This is a genomic window from Nocardia thailandica NBRC 100428, assembly GCF_000308795.1.
Taxonomy (GTDB): domain Bacteria; phylum Actinomycetota; class Actinomycetes; order Mycobacteriales; family Mycobacteriaceae; genus Nocardia; species Nocardia thailandica.
The window spans coordinates 1-23,382 of sequence record NZ_BAGK01000299.1; the positions used below are offsets into that span (position 1 = coordinate 1).

Genomic DNA, 23,382 nt, shown 5'->3' on the forward strand with positions numbered 1-23,382 from the left:
TGCGAGAGGGCGCGGGCTACTTGCTGCGGTCGATGGCCTGGGTGATCCAGTCGGTCAGTACGGGGGCGGCGGCGTTGTAGCCGTTGACGTCGAACGCGCCCGTGTCGCCGTCATGGGCGGCCGGATCGGCGGTGCCTGTGCCGGTGGCGTTGCTGCCCGCTGTGCCCGCCCCGGCCGTGGTGGTGGTGTAGGTCTGGGTCAGGGTAGGCAACGTGGTGCCGGTGAACGCGGCGGCGGTGGCCGAGAGGAGATCGGTGGCGACCGGGGCCAACCCGGTCAACGCGAGAAGCGCTGCGACGGGGTCGCCCTTGGCGAGTGCTTCGGCGGCGGTCCAGGCGATCTCTTGGGCTCGGCCGACATCGGTGGCGATGCGGGAAATGTCGAGTCCGGCCAGGACACCGACGATCTCGGCCGCGATCAGGGCGACTCCGGTCGTGTCCAGCGGTGCGGCCAACGCCAGCGCGCGGGCCACCAGTCGCAGGTCGAGTCCATCGGCCATCTCGACCAGGGGCGCGAACTGGTTGTTCAGGTCTCCCGAGACGCGGTGCAGGCCGGGCACGTCCGAGGCGGTGAGCAGGCCAGGCAGTTGAGCGAGGTCGTTGATGATGGCGGGTACGTTCGCGGTGAGGCTGGCGAGCCTGTTCAGGACGGTGACGACCTGGGCGAGGACCTGGGACACGCTGATCTGCCCGGTCGAGGTCGACCCGATACTGATGGTCGGTGTGCTCGTCGTGGTCGAGGGGGCTTTCGTTGTGGTGGTGGGTGAGCTGGTGCTGGTCGGAGCCGCAGTGGTCGTGGTGGCTGTGGTGAGGGCGCGGCTCACCGCGGCGAGGACGGGCGAGGACTCAGTGGTGGTCGAGCAGTAGCTGTCGCCGTCGAGGCACAGCGTGCGGACCCGGTCGGTCAGCTCGCCGAAGCCCTGCGCGCGCGGCCCGGTGACGCCCTGCCCGGAGACCGGGGTGCCGAGCTGGGCGGTGGCCGGGTCGCGGCGCGGGTCCGAGACGAGCGCGACCGCCAGGACTCGCGAGGCCGGGATCGGCCCGCCTCGGTTGCCGAGGGCGGTGGCGAGGTCGCCGGCGACCTCGGCGCCCTGGCCGTAGCCGGCCACAACGACTCGGGTGTCCGAGCACAGCCCCTTCACTGCCGCGGTGAGGTCGACTTGGCTCACCGAACCGGCACCGGCGGAGGGCGCGAGGGTGCGGACCTCGATGTCGGTGCCGTAGCGGGCAGTTAGGGATTGCCCGAGCTGGGTGAGGATCCCGGGCGTGGCCTGCCCGGTGGTCGGGGTTGTCTCGTAGGTGCCCGGTGCCAGCAGCGCGGTCCAGCGCGCGCACTGGGTACCGGTGCGGTCGGGTGTGGGTTCTGCGGCGGCGACACCGGCCGCCACGGTGGTCGCGGTGATGGCCGCGCAGAGTGCCGCGCGGATGGTGCGGTGGAGCTGGGAGTTGTTGCGGTGCATGGTCTGTTCTCCGTTCGTGGTGGGGCGGGTTAGGAGGCGGCGCGGGAGTCGTCGTGGGCGGGGAGGGGTCTGCGGGCGGCGTAGTAGTCGTCGCCGTTCCACCGGTAGGGAGAGACCTGGACGGGCTCGTTGAAGGTCGGTGCGTGCACCATCTGGCCTGCGCCGAGGTAGATCCCGACGTGGTGGACGTCGGCGGCGGTGCCGTAGAAGACGAGGTCGCCGGGGACGAGCTGGTCCTCGTTAATCGGTGTGCCGGTGTGGACTTGGTCGCTGGTGACGCGCGGGATCGAGATCCCGGCGGCGCGGTAGGCGGCTTGGGTGAGTCCCGAGCAGTCCCAGCCACCGTTCACCTCGGGCCCGTTGCCGCCCCACACGTACGGCAGCCCGAGTTGCGCGCAGGCGAACGAGATCACCTGTGCGGCCGTCGGGTTCGTCGGTGACGCGGTGGAGCAGTCGCCGCCGGAGGTGTCGGGTGTGGTGGTGCGGTAGCGGGCCGCCTGGTCCTGGACGTCGCGGACGTACCAGTCGGCGTGGTTGTAGGCGAAGATCGCGGAGTACATGTCGGCGGGCGCGCCGGAGTCGCACAGGTAGAACGCGGCGGCGTGGATGGCGTCGGAGGCGTTGTAGCGCGAGGGCGGGTTCGCGCCACCGGCGGGCAGGGGATGCCGCGAGACGACGGAGTCGAACGTGGGGGCGAGGAACTGCATCGGGCCACCGGCTCCGGAGCTGTTCTCGCCGGAGGACACTCCGGGCAGGGTGGAGCGGCCGTGGTCGGTTTCGATCTTGCCGATCGCGGCGAGCACCGACCAGTCCAGGCCGGGGCAGTTCCCGGCGGCGGCTTGGTAGAGCACGAGCATCTCGGCCGGGATGTCCTGTTGGGCTTCGGTGCTCGGTGTCGAGCCGGTGCCGGTCGAGCCCCCTGGGGTGGGTGCGAGGGCGTGGTCGAACACGACGACGGCGCTGACGACGGTCGCGATGACGACGGTGAGGAACACGAATCCTGCGAATCCCGCCCCGAGGGACTTGACCAGCATCGCTACCTCACCACGACTCGGAGGTCGGCGGCTGGGGTGGCGGTGGGGCGAGGGTGATGATGCCGCCCAGCGCTGTCGGCTCCGGTTCGATCTCCTCGGCCGGTGGCGTGCGTCGAGGCCACACGGCGGCGAGCTGGTGCAGGCGTTTGCGTTCGGTGTCGGGCCCCAGCGTCAGCCACACCTGCTCGGCGGGGCTGGCCTCAGGGCCGGGGGAGACGAGTTCGGCGGCGGCGGTGGCCACGGGCACGGCCTCCGGGTCGGGGAGCTGTTCCCAGGTCCGGCGCAATGCCGCGCGGGTTCGGGTTTCGCGGGCAAGGGTCGGCACCCAGAACAGCACCGGTGTGACGGTGCCGGTAGTGCGTGCCAGCTCGGCGAAGCCGTTGAGTTTCGCCGCGACCTTGGACAAGCCTCGGGTGGTGTCGAGGTCGTACTCGAGATAAAAGTCCAGGGTCGTCTCGGCGTAGGTGTAGCGGCCGAAGGCGTCGGGGTGGGCGAGGTCTCCCCAGAGACGTTCGCAGCGGGTCTGGGACCACCACGCCCGAACGTGGGAGGGTTCGCCGCGCTGGTCGTGGGCGGGGTTGGCGATCAGGGCGGTGAACCAGTCCGCGATGCCGAGGGTGTGGGCCAGGTGCAGGCTGTGGGAGACGGCCAGGGCCCGTTGGTGGTTGTAGCCCAGCTCGCGGACCGTGATCCCGGCTTCCGCGGCGAGCACCCTGGCCCCGGCGGGAGCGAGGACCCAGTGCATCGGCGCGCTGCCCCGAGTCCGCAACGGCCGGAACCGATCCACCACGCCGTAGCGGTGCAGCAAGGTCAGCCGCCGCAACGCCTTGGCAGGGGTGGGGAAGGCGAGATCAGCGAGTTGGTTGGTGGTCAGGACGCGGTGCTCGTGCAGCATCCGCAGGAGCCACCGGTCCCGCTCGGTCAACTTCCCGACGAGCGCGGTCAGGTCGAGCGGTCGGGGTCGGGGCCGGTTATCGAGGCGGGGTCGGCGGCTGTCGGCTTGCTGGTCGGGGCGGGAAAGCATGTGTGGCACTGCCTTTCTCGGGCGTCAGATTGGACACGCGAGGGTTGGGGGCGGGAGGGCTGAGTCAGTCGGTGGGGCCTGAAGCAGGCGTGGAGGCTGGGGCGGCCAGGCGGGCGCGAGCGGCAGCGGCGATCTCACGGGCCCGGCCCGGGATCGGCGGGTCGAGCGGGCGGGTGGTGAGGGTGAACGGGCGAGCGTTGCGGCCGTCGACCAGCAGGCGGGCGGCGGCGTGGAAGGCGTCTAGGTGGGACAGGTCGTGCTCGGACAGCCACGGATCGGTGTGGCGGGCCAGATCGCGGGCGTCGTCGGGTGACACGGCGAAGATGACCTTGTTGCGGGCGTTGGCGGAGATGCCGTCGCGCAGTTCGCGCGAGAGCTGGCCCAGGTTCTGGTGGGCTAGTAGCAGCGATAGGCGCAGTCCTCGGGCTTCGGCGAGCATGTCCTCGATCGGCGTGGACAGGTTGAGGAAGTTCTGCGCCTCGTCGAGCACGAGCGCCGCGTCAGGCCGGTCAGCAGAGGACACTTGGGCTCGCGCGGTCACCGCCTGCCATGTCCTGGCCACCAGCAGCGACCCGACCAGCCGTGAGGTTTCTTCTCCGAGTGAGCCTTTCGGCAATCGGGCGAGGCAGATGCCCCCGTTGTCGAGAATGTCGGCGAACTCGACCGTCGAGGGTCCGCCCGCGATGGCCGAGCGCACGAACGGTCGCAGCAGGAACGCTCGCAGCTTGTTCAGCAGAGGGCCGGTGAGTTGAGCGCGGCCGGTGTCGGAGAGCTGTTCGTAGGCGTCCCAGAACCCGCGAAGCACCGGATCTTTGGTGGTGCGGGTAACTCTGGAGCGGAACGCGGATTCGGTGAGCAGTCGGGGTAGGTCCGCCAGGGTCGCGGTGCCCGGTTGTGCGCAGAGGGTGAGCAGGCTGGCGCGCATGATGTCGTCGGTGCGCGGCCCCCACCATTGGTGAAAGATGCGGTGGAAGACGGTGACGAGGTTGTCGACGGCGAGATCGGTTCCCGCGCGCCCGATCCGGCCGATATCGAGGGGGTTCACGCACGGCGGCGGGGCGGAGGAGTCGGCGTCGAAGAGCACTACGCGATCGGCCATGCGGGACGGCAGCCGTGAGAGGACATCGGTGACGAGGTCGCCTTTGGGGTCGATGACGATTACCCCACGCTCTGCCTCGGCGTCATCGAGGATGGTGCGTGCCAACAACGTGGACTTGCCGACACCGGTCGGGCCGAGGATGTGCAGGTGATGCCGCGCATCGGAGACCTTGACCGCGACCGGGCGGCGGGTTCCGGTGTCGGCCATGCCCAACGGTTTCGTGTGTTGCCCGCCGACGGGGATCTCCGGAGCTGGGGACAAGGCTCGGGCTCCGGCGCGCTGCAGGCCGGGTAGTCCGTCGTCGGTCGGCAGATGCGCGATCGTGGCCAGCTCGGGCACCGAGAGCACGTCCCCGCGCCCGAGCTGCCGTTGCCGGATCAACCGCTCCAGTCGGAAGGGCTGACGGCGTCGCCGGTAGTAGTTGTGGTCGGTGCAGGCCCCGAACACGGTGGCGAGAGCGTCCGCGCGCCCGCGCGCCACCGCTCGCGCTTCGCCGGTCGAGTTGATCTCGTCAGGGTCGGTGGAGATCGGGATCGAGGCGGCATAGCGGACGATCGTCTCCCAGTGCGCGCCCCGGGCTTTGGCCGCTGCCGCGCGGGCGGCGGCGCTGTACTCCAGCGACATCTGCCGGTCGGCGGCCCTTCCGTTCCCCGTCCCACCTGCGGCAGTGGGGGAGACACTGGTAGTGGACGAGCCGGGCGTAAACAGGTTCAACGCCTCACGCAACACACCCGTCACGACCCCGGCCCGGCTGCTGGTGCTCGCCGCGGCGCGGGTGGCCCGGGCGACGCGGCGGCCGGTCACCGGGCGGGCGAGGATCTGCACGCAGGTGGCCTGGCCGGGGGCCAGATCGTCGGCGGCGGTGATCACGTTGCGAACCAAGTCACCGGGATGGTCGGTACTGAGCGGTAGGCCCTCACGGCGCCCGAGACGCAACTCCCCTCCGGCCACCACCCGCCGCACGCCTGTCACCGAGGTCGGCAACGGCGGCCGGGCGGGTTCGACGGTGTCGGTGTGCGCGCCGGGCCACGCGGAGGCGATGGCGCGTTCGATGAGGCCGGGCGGGATCGCACCCGGCACCCAGAGCCGGATCGCGGCTCCTTCCTCAGGGGTGACGGCGTACTCGAACCCGAGATGTGGTTGGCCCAGCAGGGTTCTCGCCCACGCAGGTCGGAGTTGCCCGATGAGGTGGGCCCAGAAGCTGAGTGCGCCTTTGGCATCGACGTCGGGTGGAGTGAGGACGGTGATCTGGCGGGCACGCGCACTCAGCCGGCCACGCCGCCACCGAACCGCGAGCCGCACCGCGGCGAGCACCGCGAGACCGGCCGCGACGACGAACAGCCCGCCGGTGGACACGAGTGCGTGTTCGAGGGTTTCGCGGAGGTCGGCCAGGGCCCGGTCGGGCGCGAGAAGCGCCCGGCCGAGCCATCCCTGCTCGGGATTCATGCGGACACCGATCCCGAACCGGGGATCTCGGCGTTCGGCAGTGTCGCTGCGCCTCTGAACGGGAATCGTCCTGCCGCGCGGCGGCGTTCGGTCGCCTCGCTGGTTTCGGGCTTGCGCAGGATGATGACGTCCTCGTGGGCGATGAGGTGCATCGGCAGCCCGGCCGCGCGCTGCTTGACGATGAAGTCGCGCTGGAAAAAGCTCGACCGGGCGACGAGTTCGCCCTCGGTCAGCCGTCCGAGCAGCGCCACGCACCGCTCCACCGGCACCAGCCCGGCCAGCTCGCCGCAGGTGTAGAGGTGGGCGGGCAGCGGCACCAGTTCGGCGTGCTGACGCCACGGCCGCGCGGTGATCACCACATAGCCACCCGGAGCGAGGTATTCGGCAGCACCGGCAAGGATCTTGGTGAACCCCGACAGCAGGCGGCCGAGGCCGACGTTGGCGAGGTTGCCGCGATCCAGGACCGCGCCGTAACGGTGGTTGGACTTGAGAACCGGGTCCTTGCGGTTGGCGCGCACGTGCCCGTGCAGAGAATCGCCGTAGGGCGGGGAGGTGATGACCAGGCGCGCCTGCCCGCGTAGCTCGGCCGGGATCAGATCGCCCAGCTTGCGCGCGTCGCCGTGGAACACGTCCGCGGCGAGATCGATCCCGGCCTCGCGAGCCAGGCCGATGTTGGTGCGCGCCAGCTCCGCCCACCGGCCCTCGTACTCCACCCCGACCGCGCGGCGGCCCAGGTGCAGGGACTCGACGAGGGTGGTGCCGATCCCGCACATCGGGTCCAGCACGAGGTCCCCGGGACGGGTGTAGGTATTCACGGCGTGGGCGACGATGGCGGGGAACATCTTCGCCGGATGGGCGGTGCTGTCGGGGTGATAGCGGCCCCGCCGCTGCGCGGTGGGCGCGGTCTGCGCAGTGGCCCACACCGACACCGGCGCGACAGTGGAGCCGGTCTGTGCGGGGCTGCCGGAGTCGACATCGGCGGTGGCGGTGGTAGTCGGTTCGAGCGTCATACGGGTGTCCTTCGCGTGAGAGTTGCGGTGGGGCAGCGGGTGAGTGGGCTCAGCCGTGGGCGGGCTGGAGGAAGACGAAGACGTCGGTGTGCGCGACGGTGTGACGCGCGTTGCCGGAGGGAGCCAGGGCAGCAGTTGCGGTGATCTGATGCCCGGAGATGGGGGCGGCGATGATGTGCTGGAGGTAGAGCAGATCGGCGGCTTGGGCGGCGGCCACGACCGATCCGGCCGGGTCGAACAACGTCCCCGAGGCACTGTGTCGGCAGCGGGAGAAAACGACCAGCAACCCACCCATCGCGAGGACGTCAGTGGCGAGCGCGGTGATGTGTTCGGCGGCGGCGATCGGGTCGAGGTGATCGGCGAGCAGACTCGCGACGACCAGATCCACCGGCTCAACCGTCCACGGCCGGTCGGTGGGGGCGTCGAGTCCGTGGCGGCCCAGATCCCCGACCGTGGACAGGGCGGCGGCGGTGTCGGACTCGATGATCCGCAACGCGCCCCGGGTGACGGGGGCGGGCCAGCCCGCCAGCATCACCCGCGCGCCGGGCGCGGAGAACTCGGTGATTGTGTGGACCAGAGCCCGGTCCGGCCAACGGTCATGAGGGTCGACCGGTTCGGAGCCCAGCGCCCACAGGGTCGAGGGGACGCGCACAGCGGCGGAGCTGGAACGAGGTCGGGAAGTGGCGGGCATTGCGGCCTCCTGAGCGAGAGAGCGGTGTGTACTCGCTTACTTCCGCCAAAAAGCCGAAATCGGGACACGGTCACCCGATAATTTTTCTGAGAATTTCCTGAGTGCGAAATCACTGCCCACCGGGACAGTCGTCCACTCGGTCGGTGGGGAACTTTTTTCGAGAATTTTTTCGCCGGGTTGCCGACACTGTTCGACTGCTCTATCCGCGCCCTATCTGAAACATATCTGGTTCATATCCTGGGGATATCCGCCACTTCACAGATGCAGTTGAGTGGGTATATCCGCGCGGATATCCAAGACCCAGCGGCGGCGCGGCGAGCGATTGCGAAATATTAGCCAACTCGCCCAGGATATGACTTGGATATGTTTCAGATATGGTTTGGGTGTGGTTTGGATAGGGTTTGGGTGCGTTTCGGATATGGCCGCGAGGTGTCCTTGCGAGGTCGGAATTTCTCGACCGAACAAGGAGATCTGTAGTGACGAATTCACACGTCGCGACATATGCGGGACCGGGTGCAAAGCCGGGCTCGCCGCTGGCGGTGGTTTGGGCGGGCTTCGACCGGATCGCCGCCGAAACCATGCCCACCGACCCGCGCCCGATGTCGACAACACTGCCCGACCCGGCCGCCGCCTCGGTGCGGACATGGGGGCAGTTGCGTGAGCGCCTGTGGGATTCGGCGACCCCGATGGGAGAGGTCGACGCGATCTGGGTGTGGCTCCTGCAACGAGTCCGCGCCAACGACGACAACGCGATGCTCGTCTGCGCCGGGCTGGCCGCGCCGATGCTGTCGCGGGCCGCCAGCGAGTGCGTCCCCTCCAACCACCCGGCCCGCCACGACATCGAGTCCGAAATCCTGACCGCGTTCCTGTCCCACCTCCCGCGCGTGGGACTTGAGACGCCGGGAGTCTGGCACCGATTACGGTGGGGCGCTTACCGCGCGGCTCTCGCGGCAGCAACCAGTCAGCGAACAGGCGCAACTGTCGTCGGCGACCTCGACCGTGACCTGGCTTCGCTGGGGGAGCGGCGCCAGGCATTGGTCTCGGGTCCAGGTCATCCCGAAGCGGTGCTGGCCGATGCCGTGACCGCTGGAGTGATCTCCGCCGACGCGGCCGAACTCATCGCCGCGTCGCGGTGGGAAGGCCGGTCGCTGACCGCCCTGGCTGCCGAACGTGGTGTGTCGCTGTGGAAGCTGCGCAAGCAGCGCCCCCGCGCCGAACGCGCTCTACTCGCATGGCTGAACGACCGCGTCCGAGACCTCGATCCCGAGCGTAGCAGCCCGGTCGAAGCCGAGGCGGTGACCGCCCTCGCGCCGCCGGATCGGTCCCCGCGGCGAGGTCGCCGGCCGAAACCGCACTCAGCGGTCCCGGCACTGTCGAGCACCGAGCACGGGCAGGTCGCGGCATGAACACCAACCGGGGACACTTCAACCAGACCACGCCACGGCAGCCTCGGCAGCATGGACGGCGTTGGCTGCGGGTGCTCGCGGTCGCGGCCATGAGCGCAGTCCTGCTGCTGATCGCCGGATCTGCCTCGGCGGCACCGCCGCACACCGAGGTACTGGCCATCGCCTCCTCGCTGGGCGAAGTCATCGACAACGCCCGCAACTGGCTGGTCGGCATCCTCGCCGGACTGGCGACGTTGTTCCTCACCATCGCCGGAGCCCGCTACCTGCTCGGCGGCGGTGACCCCAGCGAGATCGAGAAAGCCAAAACCGCCTTCCGCGCCGCCTGCCTGGGATACGCGCTGGCGATGCTGGCACCGGTCATCGTCGCCGTGCTCAAGTCCATCATCGGAGCCTGACCGTGACCACCACAGCCCAGGCACCACCGCCGAAACCGGTCCGGTTCTCCCCGGTCGTCGCCGCCACCGCAGCGGCGGTGCTCGCGTTCCTGATCGCGCTCACCAGTTCCGGCGAGGCCGCCGCCCAACCCGCCACGCCGACACCGACTCCGCCGGTGACCACCGCACCTCCCACCCCCACGCCGTCAACCACTCCACCGGCCACGACAACCCCGCGCCGGTGGGTGACACCGCCCTCGACCACCGCTCCACCCACGACGACCGCGCCCGGCACGACAACGGCACCGGCACCCGGAACCGATTCGGGTTCGGGGTCGGGGTCGGCCGAGTGCGGGGTCACCAATATCAACGGGTGTGTGGAGAACGCGGTCGACGGGTTCTTCCGGCGGATCGTGGAGACCTCGCTCAACCCGCTGCTGGAACTGCTGTCGCAAACTCTGCTCACCACACCCGAACCCGGGCAGATACCGGAGATCGGGGCGCTGTGGAATCAGTCCTGGCAGATCGTGGCAGCCCTCTACGTCCTGGTCGTGATGGCCGCAGGCGTGCTGTTGACGATGCGCGAGACCGTCCAAACCCAATGGTCGATCCGCGAACTCGCACCCCGGCTGGTGATCGGGTTCGCGGCCGGGGGACTGTCGATGACGATCGCTACCGCCGGAATCGGTTTCGCCAACGCCCTCGCCGGTGCCCTGGCCGGAAACGGCGTCGATTCAGGCTCGGCCGCCGACGCCCTGACCGAGCTGGCGGTCACCAGCAATCAGAGCCGGGGCGTGTTCATCCTGCTCCAGTTGGCGCTGTCGGTGATGCTGCTGGTGCTGCTCATCTCCTACGTCGTGCGAGTCACGATCACGATCCTGCTCATCGTGGGCGCGCCGTTGGCGTTGATGTGTCACGGGCTACCCGGCCTCGACGGCATCGCGCGGTGGTGGTGGCGCACCTTCGCCGCGTGCTTGGCGATCCAGGTCGTGCAATCACTGACTCTGGTGACCGTGCTGCGGGTGCTGCTGACTCCTGGCGGATGGCACGTGTTCGGCCCGGACGCGAACGAGATCGCCGATCTCACTGTCGCTTTGGCGTTGATGTTCATCCTGATCAAGACCCCGATGTGGCTGTTGTCGGTACTCAAGATCGGGCAAGGCCGGTCGTTTCTCGGCTCGATCGTGCGCGGATTCCTCGCCTACAAGACCCTCGGCCTGCTCAAAGGTGCCACCTCGAGCACCGCTCGCACCGCCGCGACGGGGGCATCGGCACGGCGAAGCGCGCGACCCGTCCGCGCCCCACGAGCACCTCGCGCCGCCGCCAGCAGTGGACCACCCGATCCGTACGCGCGGGTGCGTTCGACGCGCGACGGGCAGCTCATGCTGCCCCTGGAAGGAGTCCGCCGAGTCGCCCGCCAACCCAGCCCGGCACCGGCCCAGGCGAGTAGCACGCCACCGCCGCGCCCGAACCGTTCAGCGCGGGGCCGCCAGCTCGCGTTCGACTTCACTCCACCGGACCCGTACCGGGGCATCCGCGCCGGGGCCGGGCGACAGTACCCGCTCCCGATCCCGGTACGGCGGGTCCGAACAACGCCCCCGCCTCCCGAGCCACCGCCGCAGCGCCCTGGCCGCCGCGCTACACCGCAACAGCTCGCCTTCGACTTCACCGAGCCCACCCCGCCCGACCCGTACGCGCGTCTTCGCCCGAACCGCAGCGGCCAATACCCGCTCCCGTTCCCGGTCACCAGGGTCAAACCCGTTGCACCACCGCCGAACCCGCCACAACTTTCCACACCGGCGCGTCCGGCGGGTAGGCAGCTGCATTTGCCCATGCCGGATCTGCCCGTGCGCCGCCGTGCGCCCCGCGCCCCGAGAGGAGGAACTCTCCAATGAGCACCATCGTGCGTATCCCCGCCGACGTCGACCGCTCCGACCGGCTGCTGGGGCCGTTCACCGCCCGCCAGCTCGCCGTCCTCGCCATCACTGCCGTGCTGCTGTATTCAGCCTGGGTCGCCACGCGGTCGCTGCTGCCTCTACCGGTTTTCGGTGGCGGCGCTGCTCTGGTGTTCGTCGTCGTCGCCGTCGCGGTGCTCACCCGCCGCGACGGCCTGTCGGCCGACCTGCTGCTCGTTGCGGCCATTCGCCACCGCCTGCGCCCACGCCACCTCACCCGATCACCCGGCCGCAGCACGCAGGCCCAGACACCGCGCTGGATGACATCGGGCATCAAAGGTCGACGTCCCCGACTACCGGTGCCCGCCGAACTGTCCGCGAAGCAGGCCCACCTGCCCGAGTCGGTAGCCAGCAGCGGTACCGGCGGGGTCGGAGTGATCGACCTCGGCGCCGACGGCCTCGCCGCCATCGCAGTCGCAGGGACCCTTAACCTGAGCTTGCGGACCCCGGCCGAACAGGACAGCCTGGTCGGTCAGCTCGCGGGCTGGCTGCACACTCTGCGCCAACCTGTCCAGATCCTCATCCGCTCGGCCCGCCTCGACCTGACCGAGCACATCACTGGCCTGCACTCCGCCGCCGCGCAGATGTCGGCCGAGCTCGCCGCGGCAGCCCTCGATCACGCCGATCACCTCGCCGAGCTGGCCGCCCGGGAAGATCCGGTGCACCGGCAGGTGCTGCTCGTGTGGCGTGAACGCACCGAGTCCCTTCCCACCGGCGGGTTGCGTGCCTGGTTACCCGGACAGCGTCGAGCCCGGTCCACTCTTTCGGGTGCTGCGCGCCGGGCGGCTGAGTCCCGGCTGCTGCGTCGGATGAACGAGGCCGCCGATGTGCTGTCGCCGCTGGGGATCTCGGTGACCGCCCTCGACCATGACGCCGCCACTGCTGTGCTGGCCAGCTGCACCAACCCTGAGGGGCTGGTCTCGGCCGCCGCCGACATCGCCCCCGCCGACTCAGTGATCACCACCGCCCCTGATACCCGAACACCGGACCCGTTCGCCGGGGACGGGCTCGACCGGTTCGCCCCGGAATCCCTGACCATCGGCACTCGTCATCTCGAGATCGGCTCGGATTGGAGTGCGACCCTCGCGGTCACCGGGTACCCGCGCGAGGTGACGGCCGGCTGGCTCGCGCCCCTGCTCTCACACCCCGGCAGAGTCGAGGTCGCCGTGCACGTCGAGCCGGTTGATCCGGCCACCGCCGCGACCCGGTTGCGCCGCCAGCAAGCCCGCCTCGAATCCTCCCGGATGCATGACCTCGGCCGGGGCCGCTTGACCGATCCACAGGTCGACGTCGCCGTCGAGGACGCCGCTGACCTGTCGGCCCGCGTCGCCCGCGCCGAGGCACGCTTGTTCCGGGTCGGGGTCTATCTCACCGTGCACGCCGCCTCGGAATCCGAACTGGCCGACGAGGTCGCCGCCGTCCGCGCGCTGGCGGCGAGTCTGCTCGTGGACACCTGCACCCTGTCCTATCGAGCGGCGCAGGCATGGGTGACGACGCTGCCGCTCGGGTTGGACTTGATCCGGGTCCAGCGGACCTTCGACACCACCGCCCTTGCCGCGGCTTTCCCCTTCGACTCACCGCAGCTCCCCGCCGCCGACCCCGCCCAGGCCGACCGGCCCCAGGGCGTTCTCTACGGCCGCGACGCCGCCTCCGGGTTGTTGTTCGTGGACCGGTTCGGGCCTGAGGCCCACAACCACAACCTCGTCGTCCTGGGCCGCTCCGGGGCGGGCAAGTCCTACCTGGTCAAGACCGAGATCCTGCGGGCGCTGTATCGCGGGATCGAGCAGGTCGTCATCGACCCCGAAGACGAATACCGGCGCCTGAGCGAGGCCGTGGGCGGCACCAACATCCGCCTCGGTGCACCCGGGGTCCGGCTCAACCCGTTCGACCTGGAAGTCCATACCCGGCCCGATGGCCGTCGTAGCGCACCAGCCGACGCACTCACCCGGCGCAAACTGTTCTGCCACAACCTGATCCAGGTGCTGATGGGGGACCAGACCGCCGCGCAGCGCGCCGCCCTGGACGCCGCCCTGGCGGCCACCTACACCGCCGCAGGGATCACCGACGACCCCGCCACCTGGACCCGACCCGCACCAACCCTGAGCGACCTGCGCGACCAACTCGACCAAGGCGGCACGGCCGCCGCCGTCGAGCTGGCCGCCGGACTTCACCCCTACACCGGAGAGGGCGCCTACGCCGGACTGATCGACGGACCCACCACCACCGAACCCGAAGGCGCGATGATCGTGTTCTCGCTACGAGAGCTACCCGATGAACTGAAAACCATCGGCACCCTGCTCGTATTGGATGCCACGTGGCGGCGGGTCTCCAACCCTGGCCAGCGGCGGCCACGCATGATCACCGTGGACGAGGCATGGCTGCTCCTGCGCGAACCCGCCGGAGCGGCGTTTCTGTTCCGGGCGGCCAAGAGCTTCCGCAAACACTGGGCCGGTTTGACCGTGGCGACCCAGGACTGCGCAGATGTGTGCTCAACCGAACTGGGCCGCGCGATCATCTCCAACGCCGCCACCCAAATCCTCCTACGCCAAGCACCCCAAGCCATCGACGAGGTCGCTACCGCCTTCCACCTCTCCGACGGCGAACAACAGTTCCTCCTCTCCGCCGCGCGCGGTTCGGGACTGCTCGCGGTCGGCGGCACCGACCGCGCGGTGTTCGGGTCGTTGGCCTCGCCCACGGAGAACGCGCTCATCACAACCGACCCGAGTGAACTCATCTCTATGGGCGATGGCGATGCGAACTATGCCGATGTCGACCTCGGTGCACCACTGCTCCCGATGCCCACCCCAGAAACGTCCGCGTGAAAGGTAATCCAGCGATGACCCCCGACCGCAGGTCTGTCGATCACCCGACTGCATCGAAATCAACCCCGGACCGTGCAATCGAAAACAGGGGAAACCGCAGATCGAAAAACAACTCGACTGCGGCGCTTGACCCCATGGCTGTATCGAGCGTGAATATAGACCCGTCGCCGGGAAATGGAGAAATTCAGAATTCGGTGGCGGACCGTTGGCTCAGCACGCAGGAAGTATCTCGCCGATTGCAAATCCCCGAGAAAACCCTCGCGAACTGGGCTTCGCTCGGAAAGGGTCCACGCTTCGCCCGAATGGGCAGATATCGGAGATACCGATTCAGTGACCTCCTTGCATGGGAGGACGCTCAGCTTGACCTCGGGGAAAGTGCGTGAACCCTACCGTTTCCGCATCGCAAAACAGTCATGGAAGGTGCTCGACAGATGCCTCGGCAAGCGTTGGCAATGGGAACACACGGCAAGATCAGCTGCACGAAACTGGGGACACGGCAATACAGGGCCAGAGCCCGATACCGCTCGTACAGTGGCGAAACCGTTCGGATCGAGGGATGGGGAACCAGCAAAACCGGTGCAGAGAACCGAGTCAGAGAAGTCGTTCAGGAACGGATCAAGTCCGAGGGACGAAGGATCGGCGGCGGTGCCGTCACCCGGCACACCCTCATTCCCGTCCTGGCGGATCTCTGGCTCGAAGAAATGGAACTGGACGAGACAATGCTCCCACAAACCCTGCAATGGTACCGGGAGGAGATCGAACCCTCCGATGATCCGCGTGCCCGCAAAGATACTGTGAAGATCAAGACGGCGATGAGTGGTGTGCGGCTGTTCGAGGCAGACACCTCCTACCTCGATGCCCACCTGAAGATGATCCAGAAGAACGGGCACACCCGCAAAGCCCAGTGCCACAAGATCATCCTCACCGGGATGATGAGCCTCGCCGTCCGGCACGGGGCAATTCGTGAGAACCCCATGCGCGAAGTCGGCAAGATCAAACGCAAGAAGACCAAACCGAAAGCGATGGACGAGACAACCCGCAACGGGCTACGCGCCCAGCTCGAAACCTGGCTCGCAGGAGAAGCTATCCCCGGCACACCCGCCTACACTCGCGGCCCGGCACGCGACCCCGACATCCTCAACGCCGCCGACGTACTCCTGGGTACAGGGGCCCGCCCCGGCGAATGCCTCGCGTTCCGCCGCTGCGATGTCGACACCTCTGCGACACCGTGGGAGATGACCATCAGCGGCACCATCGTCCGCGTGACCGGAGTCGGTCTGTACCGGCAGGAGTGGACGAAAACCGATGCCGGGTACCGCACCGTCGTGCTACCGGCGTTCACCATCGAGACACTGCGGTCACTCGGTGCCGACGACTGGGATCCCGACGACGAAACTCCGATCTTCCCCTCACGGCGCGAAACCTGGCGCGACCCCCACAACTTCGGCCGCACCTGGCGCGCCGCTCGCGGAACCACCTACGCCTGGATCACCCCCAAGACCTACCGCAAGACGAACCTGACCGCCGTGGCAGAAGAGTTCGGAGCCGAACAGGCCAAGCGGCAGGCCGGGCACCGCAACAGCGCAACCACCGAACAGCACTACATCGACCGGCCCGCGCTGGCCCCCGACTCCACCACGGCTCTCAACCAGTTGGCACCATCTGTCTCCGGCGCTGCCAAGGACGACCCCGGGAACCAGGATGGGTAAGGAACCCGCGACAACCGGAGAGCGCCCCGCCATCGGGCACACAGGGCGGCAGGTACCCCGCAGCGCACCGGGGCGGCACGGCGCAGGCCGCTGGGAAGGCGCAAATTTGACCAGCCCCGCACTAACCCCCCGGTTTGAACGGGCGATCACGGGAACCCATGGGAAGCGACGGGACAAGCCCACGTCCCGTTACCCCAGGTCACAGGCTATTCCGGGAAGCAATGGGAACCACGAGATATCTGGAACCCCTGCGTGGGGGTCAGGGGTTCGAGTCCCCTTAGCTCCACGTCAGAGGCCGGGTTCGGGTATTCCGAACCCGGCCTTTCTCGTTCCAGGGCCTTCCGAGGGTCGTCACGGTCGGGCAACGAATCGGACCGGATGTCGGGATGTCCTTGCCGGTTTCCGGGGGTGTTTGTAGGTTTCGCCTACCCGGCGGCGCGGGGCGGTGTGTGCGATGGTCGTGCGCAGCCGCGGGCGGCGGAAGGTAGGGCGGATGGTGTCTGGTTCTGCTCGCACGACGGTGGGCACCGTGTTCGTGAGCGCGGTGTTGCTCGGCTCGGTGCTCGGGGCCGGGAACGCGGTGGCCAAGGTCGGCGGGATCCAGCTCGCTGGCGAGGCGCACGACGACTGCACGGCGACGATCAGCTTGACCAACTTCACGAATACGACCTTCTATCAACCGGATTGGTGGTTCGAGCAGGAGAACGACCCGGCGCTGGTGAACGCGACGACGATCCCCGACGACATGCCGCCGCCGTGGCGGGAGGTGAACGGGATCCCGTGGCCGATGGCCCGCTGGGTCGGCGACCCGCCGCTGCATTCGGAGGTCGCCGAGGGCGTCGCGACCTGGCCGGGGGTCCCCTACAACACCAACGCCCAGCCCGACGGGTTCGTCAGCCGGGCCACGATCGCCCTGCTCGAGACGGACGGGGCGCCGGAGCCGAACGAGGACGGCACGATGACGATCTACTTCCGCGTCCGCTCCGGGCCGGTGACCGCCGATCGGCTGCCCGACCCTCAGCAGCTGGTGGTGACGGGCTGCCACAAGAACGGCGGTGGCGGCTCGTCGGGCAGCGCGAACGGCAGCGGCAACGGCTCCTCGGGCAGCGGGAACGGCTCGGCGTCCTCGGGGTCGGGTAGCTGAGCGCGGGGCCGCCCGCCCGGGTCAGAACGGCGCGAGGGCGAGGCGGCCCACCGCGATGAACACCGCGAGGGCGAGGTAGCAGGCGTTCACCAGGACGAGGGCGTCCTGGTCGAGGCGGGCGTGGGTGCGCATGGCGCCGATCATCAGGACGATCCAGCAGATCGCGGTCACCGGCACCAGGATCGGCGCGATGCCGAGCAGCGGGGGCGCGACGAGCCCGGCGGCAGCGAGGAGTTCGAGGACGCCGAGCGCCCGGACCTGGGTGACGCCCGCGTCGGCGGTCCATTCGCCGCCGTGGGCCGCGGCGAGTCTCGGGAGGGGAAGGAAGGTCTTGGTGAGGCCACCGGCCAGGGCGACGGTGGCGAGCAGTGCGGTGGCGATCCACAGGACGGTGTTCACGACAGTGCTCCGGTTCTGCTGGAGGGAACTTGCTTCGAGCCGCCGGTGTGCCGGGGCCCGATGTCAGCATCGGCCCTGCTCGGGCACCGGAACAAGGTACAATTCGGGCGCCTGTCCATAACACTGGAGTTATCAGTGGAGCTACGCGACATCGAGATCTTCCTGACGCTGGCCGAGGAGTTGCACTTCGGCCGTACGGCGGAGCGACTGCACGTGTCCCAGGCCAGGGTCAGCCAGGCGATCCGCGCGCAGGAACGCCGCATCGGGGCGCCGCTGTTCGAGCGCACCAGCCGCCGCGTGTCGCTGACGCCGATCGGCCGCCGGTTGCGCACGGACCTGCAGCAGGTCGACGAACTGCTGCGGCAGGCGCTGGCCCGTGCCGAGGCGGCGGCCGCGGGACGGACGCTGCGGGTGGGCGTCTTCGGGCACGCCGGACACGAGCTGGGGCCGCTCGTCGCGGCGTTCGCCGCCCGTCATCCCGGCGCGGGCGTCGAGTTCCGGGAGATCAACGGCAGCGATCCGTTCACCGCGCTGCGCTCCGGCGAGCACGAGGTGAACGTGCTGTGGCTACCGGTGCGCGAGCCCGATCTCACCGTCGGGCCCACCGTGCTCGTCGGCCGCCGGGTGCTGGCCGTGCCGGCCGAACATCCGCTCGCCGAGCGGGGTTGGGCGTCGCTGGAGGACCTCGCCGATCACCGCGTCGCGGATCTGGGGCCCGCGGCGCCGGAGTACTGGGTCGACGCCATGGTGCCCACGCACACCCCGCGCGGGCGCCGCATCCCGCGCGGGCCGGTCGCGCGGACGTTCCACGAACTGCTGTCCGCGGTCGCCGGCGGAGAATGCGTGCATCCCTTCGGGGAGATCGCGGCACGCTACAACAGCCCGCCCGGCATCGTCTTCGTGCCCATGCCCGACAGTCCCGAGCTGCGCTGGGCCCTGGTCTGGCGGTCGACCGCGGACGACACCACGATCCGGGCGCTGGCGCGGACCGCGACCGATCTCGGGCCGATCCGCCTCTGAGACGGGTCGGTGCGCGGCCTGCCGTCGACGCGCGGACCCGGCCGGGGGCATGGTGGTGGTACCGGATGTGACGATCGAGGAGACGCCCATGGCCCGGAGTGCCGCGGTCCAGCCCGCCGAACGCGGGGACGCCGACGTGGCGGCGCGGGTGCTCGCCGCGGCCTTCCAGGAGGACCCGGTGATGAGCTGGATCCTGCCGGACGCCCGGCGCCGGTCGGCCGGGCTGCCGCACTTCTTCCGGGCCGCCGCCCGGCATCTGTTCCTGCCCGCGGGCGGCTCGGCGCTGGCCCGCGGCGCGGACGGCGCGGTGGCCGGGGCGGCGCTGTGGACGCCGCCGGGGATGTGGCCGGTCGGCGCGGGCGCGCAGGTGCGGGCGCTGCCGGGCATGCTGCGCGGATTCGGCCGTCGGATCGGCGCGGGCAAGCGGGTCGGCGACCTGCTCGAGCACCACCATCCCGCCGAACCGCACTGGTACCTGGCGATGATCGGCACCTCGCCCGCCGCGCGCGGCGCGGGCCACGGGTACGCGCTGATGCGGGCCGGCCTCGACCGGGCCGACGCGGACCGCGCCCCGGCCTATCTGGAGTCGAGCAATCCGGCGAACGTGCCCTACTACGAACGCTTCGGGTTCGACGTTCTCGACGAGATCGTGGTGCCGGGCGGGCCGCCGCTGTGGCGGATGTGGCGCGCCGCCCGCTGACCGGGGCGCGGTGATCTCATCCGTTCGGGTGAGGACTTCGCCTGTGCACAGTGCTGTTCTTGATGGAGGTCGGCCGATTTCCGGGCCGGCCCCCTGATGGAGGTACACCACGAGTTAGGAAAGTCATGAGCAAGAACAGGATTCGCGCCGCCGTCATGGTTGCCGCGGCTGCGCCGATGATCGCGCTTGGCACGGGTGTCGCCGTCGCCGAGCCCGCCACTCCGATGCCGGTAGAGGTCCAGCCTGCCGTGTTGTCGCCGTTCATCACCATTCCGGGTGCGCTGCTGACCTGCGTTCCGGTGTTGGTGACCCTGCCGATTCTCTACCCCCTGTGTGTCGTCTGAGCCGACGCGCGGAGATCGGGAATCATCACTCGGGCACTCTCCTGCTACGGCATGAGAGTGCCCCCGTCCGCTGTCGGCAAACCTCAGGAGCGTCATGTTCGGACGATTGTTTCTCGCGCTCGTAGCAGTGGTTCTGTTCTGTACCGGGAACGCGCACGCGGCGGCCCCGGTCGCCCTCGGAGGCGGGTCCGGCATCGTCTTCGGGGACGGGTCGATCTGCACGTTGACCACCATCGGGTGGGACGGGCAGGGTCGGCTGGTGGGGTTCACGGCCGCGCACTGCAACACCGAGGGGGCCACGGTCTCGGCGGAGGCCGATCCCGACGCGGGCGTGCTGGGCACGCTGGTATCGCGCGACACGTCCCTGGACTACGCGGTGATCGAATTCGCGGCCGAACTGGTGACGCCGGTGAACACCGTCGGCGCGACCACCATCACCGAGGTCGGCAGGCCCGCGGAGTTCCCGGCGGTGGCCTGCAAGCAGGGCCGCACGACCGGGCAGACGTGCGGGCTGGTCTACGGTGACGTCTTCGCCACCGACACCTGGACGCTGACCCAGATCTGTGTCCTCGTCGGCGATTCCGGCGGTCCGGTGGTCGTCGGGACGACCCTGGTCGCGCTGGTCAACGGCTACCTGAGCGTGCCGTGCCTCGGCCCGCAGGTGGGGATCGACTTCTCCCGGGTGCTCGCCGAGGTCGACGCGGGCGGCGGCGTGGGAGCCGGCTTCCGGCCCGTGTGAGTCAGCCTGCCGCGATCGAGCTGGTCAGCAACAGGCGGACCAGCTCGGCCTGCCGGTGGGTGCCGGTCTTGGTGAAGATGTGCTGCAGGTGGGTGCGCGCGGTGTACAGCGACACCGACAGTTCCTCGGCGACCGCGGCGAGGCCGTCGCCGTGGAGGACGGCGAGGGCGACCAGGGTTTCGGTGTCGGTGAGCCCGTAGAGGTCGTGCAGGGCGTCCGGGGGCGGGACGGGGTCGCGGTCGGGATCGATGACCAGCAGCAGGACCGCGCTCGGTTCGGCGTCGCCGGTCGGTATCCCGTCCAGCGGCACCACGTGCACGACCAGTCTGCGCCGTCCGGACGGGCGGGGGAGCGCCACGCTGCCGCCGGTGTGTTCGGCGCTCGCGGCGTGCTGGATGAGCTTGCTCAGCTGGGCGTGCCTGGCCGCGGGCACGGCGTGCACGTGCCCGGCCCGGTCCACCGCGAGCCCGTCGACCCGGCCGAGGATGTCGAGGGCGGTCGAGTTGGCGAACACCACCGCCCCGGCCGCGGTGACCACGAGGATGCCGTAGGGCGCCTTCTCCAGGGTGGCCAAGGCGATCGTGCGTTCGCGGGACAGGCGCAGCAACCGGGACTGGGCCAGCAGCGCCTGCCGCAGATGCGGGACCAGCACGCGCAACAGCCCCCGTTCGGCCGCGCAACCCGACACCGCGAGCCCCGCGGGCATCGCCAGGCAGATCCACGAACTGGGCACGTCGGTGGTGAGGCGGGCCAGGAAACTGTTGGCCAGCCCGTCGGTCAGCGCCGCTCGGGCGGCCGCCTCGCCGGCGTCGGTGACGACCTCGTCGCCGGTGACGGTGAGCCCGGCGGGCAGCCGGTCGACCAGGGCGCCCAGCCTGCCGAGCCTGCGGAACACGGGGTCGGCGAGGTCGGGGTCGGCGGACCTGACCGTGGCGCGGTGCGCGCTCGGTTCGGCGATGGTGAGATAGCCGTGTTCGGCGCCGAACACGGTGGTGATGTCGGCGATGACGTGGTCCCACCGGTCGGGGTCCACGCCCGCTTCGTGGACGCCGGCGACCAGATCCGAGAATCTCTGCAACGTGATCGACATGCGCTCCTCCTGCCGGAGAACGCTGGCATGGCGGAGTTCTTCGAGTGGGATTGCCTGTGACGAGGGCACGGCCAACAGCTGATTCTAGTCCATCTCCGTGCCCCTGGAAACAGCCCTGACCTGCGATGACGGCCCGGGACGCCGGGGGTCGAGTTGATCATCGAGGAACGCGGTGATCGCGGCGCGGGCGGCGCGGGCCTGCCCGCGCACCAGCCCCGGCAGCGTGAGGAAGGCGTGCGGCGCGCCGGGATATTCGGCGACCCGCGCGGCCACCCCGGCCGCGCGCAGGTGCTCGGCGTAGCGGCGGCTGTGGTCGGCCAGCGGGTCGAGCCGGGGCACGATCACCAGCGCGGGCGCGACGCCCGCGACGTCGGCGTGCAGGGGCGAGACCGCGCGGGCGTCCGCGCCCGGCGGCACCGCGAGCCGCCGGAACACCCGCATCTCGGGCACGCTCAGCGTCGGGGTGTGTGGGTACCGCCGCAGGGAGTCGTGCTCGAACAGGGTCTCGGTCAGGTCGGTCGCGGGGTTGACCAGCACCTGTGCCCGCAGCGCGAGCCCGGCGGCGGTGGCGCGCAGGGCGGCCAGGGCGGCGATGAGCGCGCCGGTGCTCTCCCCGGCCACCGCGATCCGGGCCGGATCGACACCCCAGTCGGCGGCGCGCGCCGCCAGCACGGCCAGGACCTGCCAGCCGTCGTCGGCCGCGTCGGCGATCGACGTCCGCTCGTCGAGCAGGCGGTGCTCGACCGAGACGACCAGCGCGGGCAGCGCGGCGGCGAGATGACTGTTGGCCCAATCGCATTGGGTGGCCGTGCCCGCGAAGCCCCCGCCGTGGACGTGGACCACCAGCGGCAGCGTGGCGTCGGGCGCGCGGCGGGGCCGGTACACGCGGACGGGGATCTCGCGATCGGGCAGCGGCACTCGTCGCCGGCCGATCGTCACGTGGCGGTTCGGGAAGCCGCTGACCAGGCGGGCCAGGGGCGAGTTCACCGTCCGCTCGGCCGCGTCCCGGAAGCGGGCGAGGTCGGCGGCGGTGACGGTGTCCCAGTCCGGTTCCGGGCGCAGGGCGTGCAGGACACGGAGGGCGAAGGGCGGCGCTTCGGTGTGCATGAGGTCAGGGTCTCCGTCCGGGGCGCCCGCCGTCTTGGAGAAATGTTCCCGGCGGCGGTGACCGGCGGGCACGGATCGCCCGGTACCGGCGCTAGAATCACCGCGATCGACCGTCGTGGAAAGGTTCTCGATGTCCGGCGTAGTCCTCGCCGCCCCCGACCGCGGTGCCGGTGAACTGGTCGGCACCTTCGCCGCCCGCGCCTCGGAGGAGCTGTTCGACCGGCTGACCGCCTGGGGCGGCACCGCCGCCGTGCTCGCGCTGCTGGTCGTCCTCCTCAGCCTGGCCGCGCTGGCCTGGCGCATCGGCGAACTCCGCGACCGCCACTGACCCGGCGGCCCGCGCCCGGCGCCGGAAGAATGGGGCGATGCGCCCGAACTCGCCGCCCCGGCTCCTGGACGACGCGGCCCTGGAACGCTCGTCGGTGGTGGCCAACAACGCCATGAACCGGGAACGCGGCCTGTCGGGGGTGAACAGCTACACCCGCGAACTCGGTTTCGATCCCGCCGAACTGCTGGCCACGCGCCTGCGCGCCGACCCGGCGCGCCCGGTGACCTGGATCGACGTGTGCTGCGGATCCGGCCGGGCGCTCCTCGACGCCGAAACCCGCCTGACCCGGGAGTTCCCCGACGCCGACCTCGCCCTCGTCGGGATCGACCTGGTCGGGTACTTCGCCGCCGCCCCGCGCACCGACCGGCTCCGGCTGATCACCGGGTCGGTGACGCGGTGGCGGGCGCCGCGCCCGGCCGACGTGGTCACCTGCGTGCACGGCCTGCACTACATCGGCGACAAACTCGGACTGCTGGCGGCCA

At 70.1% G+C, this 23,382-nt stretch carries 22 protein-coding genes; 13 read left to right on the top strand and 9 right to left on the bottom strand.

The features are described 5' to 3' along the window. Window positions 1-16: 16 nt before the first annotated feature. The 6 genes from ON36_RS29360 to ON36_RS33085 all read right to left on the bottom strand — a co-directional run bounded on the left by ON36_RS29360 (window position 17) and on the right by ON36_RS33085 (window position 7,763). Window positions 17-1,459: a cutinase family protein gene (locus ON36_RS29360; RefSeq protein WP_043660568.1), complete on the bottom strand. Its 1,443-nt coding sequence runs from the start codon at window positions 1,457-1,459 to the stop codon at window positions 17-19. A 29-nt stretch (window positions 1,460-1,488) separates the two neighbouring features. Further along, complete coding sequence (locus tag ON36_RS29365; RefSeq protein WP_043660570.1) at window positions 1,489-2,493, bottom strand: C40 family peptidase; 1,005 nt, start codon at window positions 2,491-2,493, stop codon at window positions 1,489-1,491. A 7-nt stretch (window positions 2,494-2,500) separates the two neighbouring features. After that, on the bottom strand, window positions 2,501-3,418 hold the full coding sequence (locus ON36_RS29370) for a replication-relaxation family protein (protein ID WP_052314489.1): 918 nt from the start codon (window positions 3,416-3,418) through the stop codon (window positions 2,501-2,503). Window positions 3,419-3,581: 163 nt separating this feature from the next. Further along, window positions 3,582-5,972: a type IV secretory system conjugative DNA transfer family protein gene (locus tag ON36_RS29375; RefSeq protein ID WP_245558247.1), complete on the bottom strand. Its 2,391-nt coding sequence runs from the start codon at window positions 5,970-5,972 to the stop codon at window positions 3,582-3,584. Between the two features lie 86 nt (window positions 5,973-6,058). Beyond that, entirely contained in the window at window positions 6,059-7,072 is a 1,014-nt protein-coding gene (locus ON36_RS29380) for a TRM11 family SAM-dependent methyltransferase (RefSeq protein ID WP_043660575.1), read from the bottom strand. Between the two features lie 49 nt (window positions 7,073-7,121). Further along, on the bottom strand, window positions 7,122-7,763 hold the full coding sequence (locus tag ON36_RS33085) for a hypothetical protein (protein WP_157225064.1): 642 nt from the start codon (window positions 7,761-7,763) through the stop codon (window positions 7,122-7,124). Between the two features lie 476 nt (window positions 7,764-8,239). On the opposite strand from ON36_RS33085, the gene ON36_RS33090 reads away from it, so the two are divergent. The 7 genes from ON36_RS33090 to ON36_RS29415 all read left to right on the top strand — a co-directional run bounded on the left by ON36_RS33090 (window position 8,240) and on the right by ON36_RS29415 (window position 17,173). Continuing rightward, complete coding sequence (locus ON36_RS33090; protein ID WP_157225065.1) at window positions 8,240-9,169, top strand: hypothetical protein; 930 nt, start codon at window positions 8,240-8,242, stop codon at window positions 9,167-9,169. Further along, window positions 9,166-9,564 carry a pilin gene (locus ON36_RS29395; protein ID WP_245558248.1) on the top strand — a complete coding sequence of 133 codons (399 nt, stop codon included), beginning with the start codon at window positions 9,166-9,168 and terminating at the stop codon, window positions 9,562-9,564. The genes ON36_RS33090 and ON36_RS29395 overlap by 4 nt, the downstream gene beginning before the upstream one ends. Before the next feature lie 2 nt (window positions 9,565-9,566). Then, complete coding sequence (locus tag ON36_RS29400; protein ID WP_157225066.1) at window positions 9,567-11,438, top strand: TrbL/VirB6 family protein; 1,872 nt, start codon at window positions 9,567-9,569, stop codon at window positions 11,436-11,438. Further along, window positions 11,435-14,320 (top strand): PrgI family protein, encoded by a 2,886-nt coding sequence (locus ON36_RS33935; protein WP_083885523.1) that lies wholly within the window; start codon window positions 11,435-11,437, stop codon window positions 14,318-14,320. The genes ON36_RS29400 and ON36_RS33935 overlap by 4 nt, the downstream gene beginning before the upstream one ends. Window positions 14,321-14,454: 134 nt before the next feature. After that, window positions 14,455-14,703, top strand: a complete 249-nt coding sequence (locus ON36_RS33940) for a helix-turn-helix domain-containing protein (RefSeq protein WP_083885524.1) — start codon at window positions 14,455-14,457, stop codon at window positions 14,701-14,703. Window positions 14,704-14,751: 48 nt separating this feature from the next. After that, entirely contained in the window at window positions 14,752-16,029 is a 1,278-nt protein-coding gene (locus ON36_RS29410; protein ID WP_157225067.1) for a site-specific integrase, read from the top strand. A gap of 493 nt (window positions 16,030-16,522) precedes the next feature. Beyond that, window positions 16,523-17,173, top strand: coding sequence for a hypothetical protein (locus ON36_RS29415; RefSeq protein ID WP_052314496.1), 651 nt, complete (start codon window positions 16,523-16,525; stop codon window positions 17,171-17,173). 21 nt (window positions 17,174-17,194) lie between these two features. On the opposite strand, the gene ON36_RS29420 is transcribed toward ON36_RS29415, so the two are convergent. Then, window positions 17,195-17,572 (bottom strand): DoxX family protein, encoded by a 378-nt coding sequence (locus ON36_RS29420; protein WP_043660578.1) that lies wholly within the window; start codon window positions 17,570-17,572, stop codon window positions 17,195-17,197. A 135-nt stretch (window positions 17,573-17,707) separates the two neighbouring features. Between ON36_RS29420 and ON36_RS29425 the strand changes: the two genes are divergently transcribed. The 4 genes from ON36_RS29425 (at window position 17,708) to ON36_RS29440 (ending at window position 20,375) form a co-directional block, all read left to right on the top strand. Further along, window positions 17,708-18,592, top strand: a complete 885-nt coding sequence (locus ON36_RS29425) for a LysR family transcriptional regulator (RefSeq protein ID WP_043660580.1) — start codon at window positions 17,708-17,710, stop codon at window positions 18,590-18,592. A gap of 88 nt (window positions 18,593-18,680) precedes the next feature. Then, window positions 18,681-19,292: a GNAT family N-acetyltransferase gene (locus tag ON36_RS29430; protein ID WP_043660609.1), complete on the top strand. Its 612-nt coding sequence runs from the start codon at window positions 18,681-18,683 to the stop codon at window positions 19,290-19,292. 125 nt (window positions 19,293-19,417) lie between these two features. Beyond that, on the top strand, window positions 19,418-19,636 hold the full coding sequence (locus ON36_RS33100; protein ID WP_052314497.1) for a hypothetical protein: 219 nt from the start codon (window positions 19,418-19,420) through the stop codon (window positions 19,634-19,636). A 94-nt stretch (window positions 19,637-19,730) separates the two neighbouring features. Beyond that, on the top strand, window positions 19,731-20,375 hold the full coding sequence (locus tag ON36_RS29440) for a chymotrypsin family serine protease (protein WP_043660584.1): 645 nt from the start codon (window positions 19,731-19,733) through the stop codon (window positions 20,373-20,375). A gap of 1 nt (window position 20,376) precedes the next feature. On the opposite strand, the gene ON36_RS29445 is transcribed toward ON36_RS29440, so the two are convergent. Together ON36_RS29445 and ON36_RS29450 are read right to left on the bottom strand one after the other, a co-directional pair. After that, window positions 20,377-21,465 carry a helix-turn-helix transcriptional regulator gene (locus ON36_RS29445; RefSeq protein ID WP_043660586.1) on the bottom strand — a complete coding sequence of 363 codons (1,089 nt, stop codon included), beginning with the start codon at window positions 21,463-21,465 and terminating at the stop codon, window positions 20,377-20,379. 84 nt (window positions 21,466-21,549) lie between these two features. Continuing rightward, window positions 21,550-22,572, bottom strand: a complete 1,023-nt coding sequence (locus ON36_RS29450) for an alpha/beta hydrolase fold domain-containing protein (RefSeq protein ID WP_083885525.1) — start codon at window positions 22,570-22,572, stop codon at window positions 21,550-21,552. Between the two features lie 130 nt (window positions 22,573-22,702). Between ON36_RS29450 and ON36_RS29455 the strand changes: the two genes are divergently transcribed. Both ON36_RS29455 and ON36_RS29460 read left to right on the top strand, forming a co-directional pair. Further along, entirely contained in the window at window positions 22,703-22,900 is a 198-nt protein-coding gene (locus ON36_RS29455) for a hypothetical protein (protein WP_043660588.1), read from the top strand. A gap of 37 nt (window positions 22,901-22,937) precedes the next feature. After that, on the top strand, window positions 22,938-23,382 hold a 445-nt coding region (locus ON36_RS29460), incomplete at its 3' end, for a class I SAM-dependent methyltransferase (RefSeq protein ID WP_174377624.1).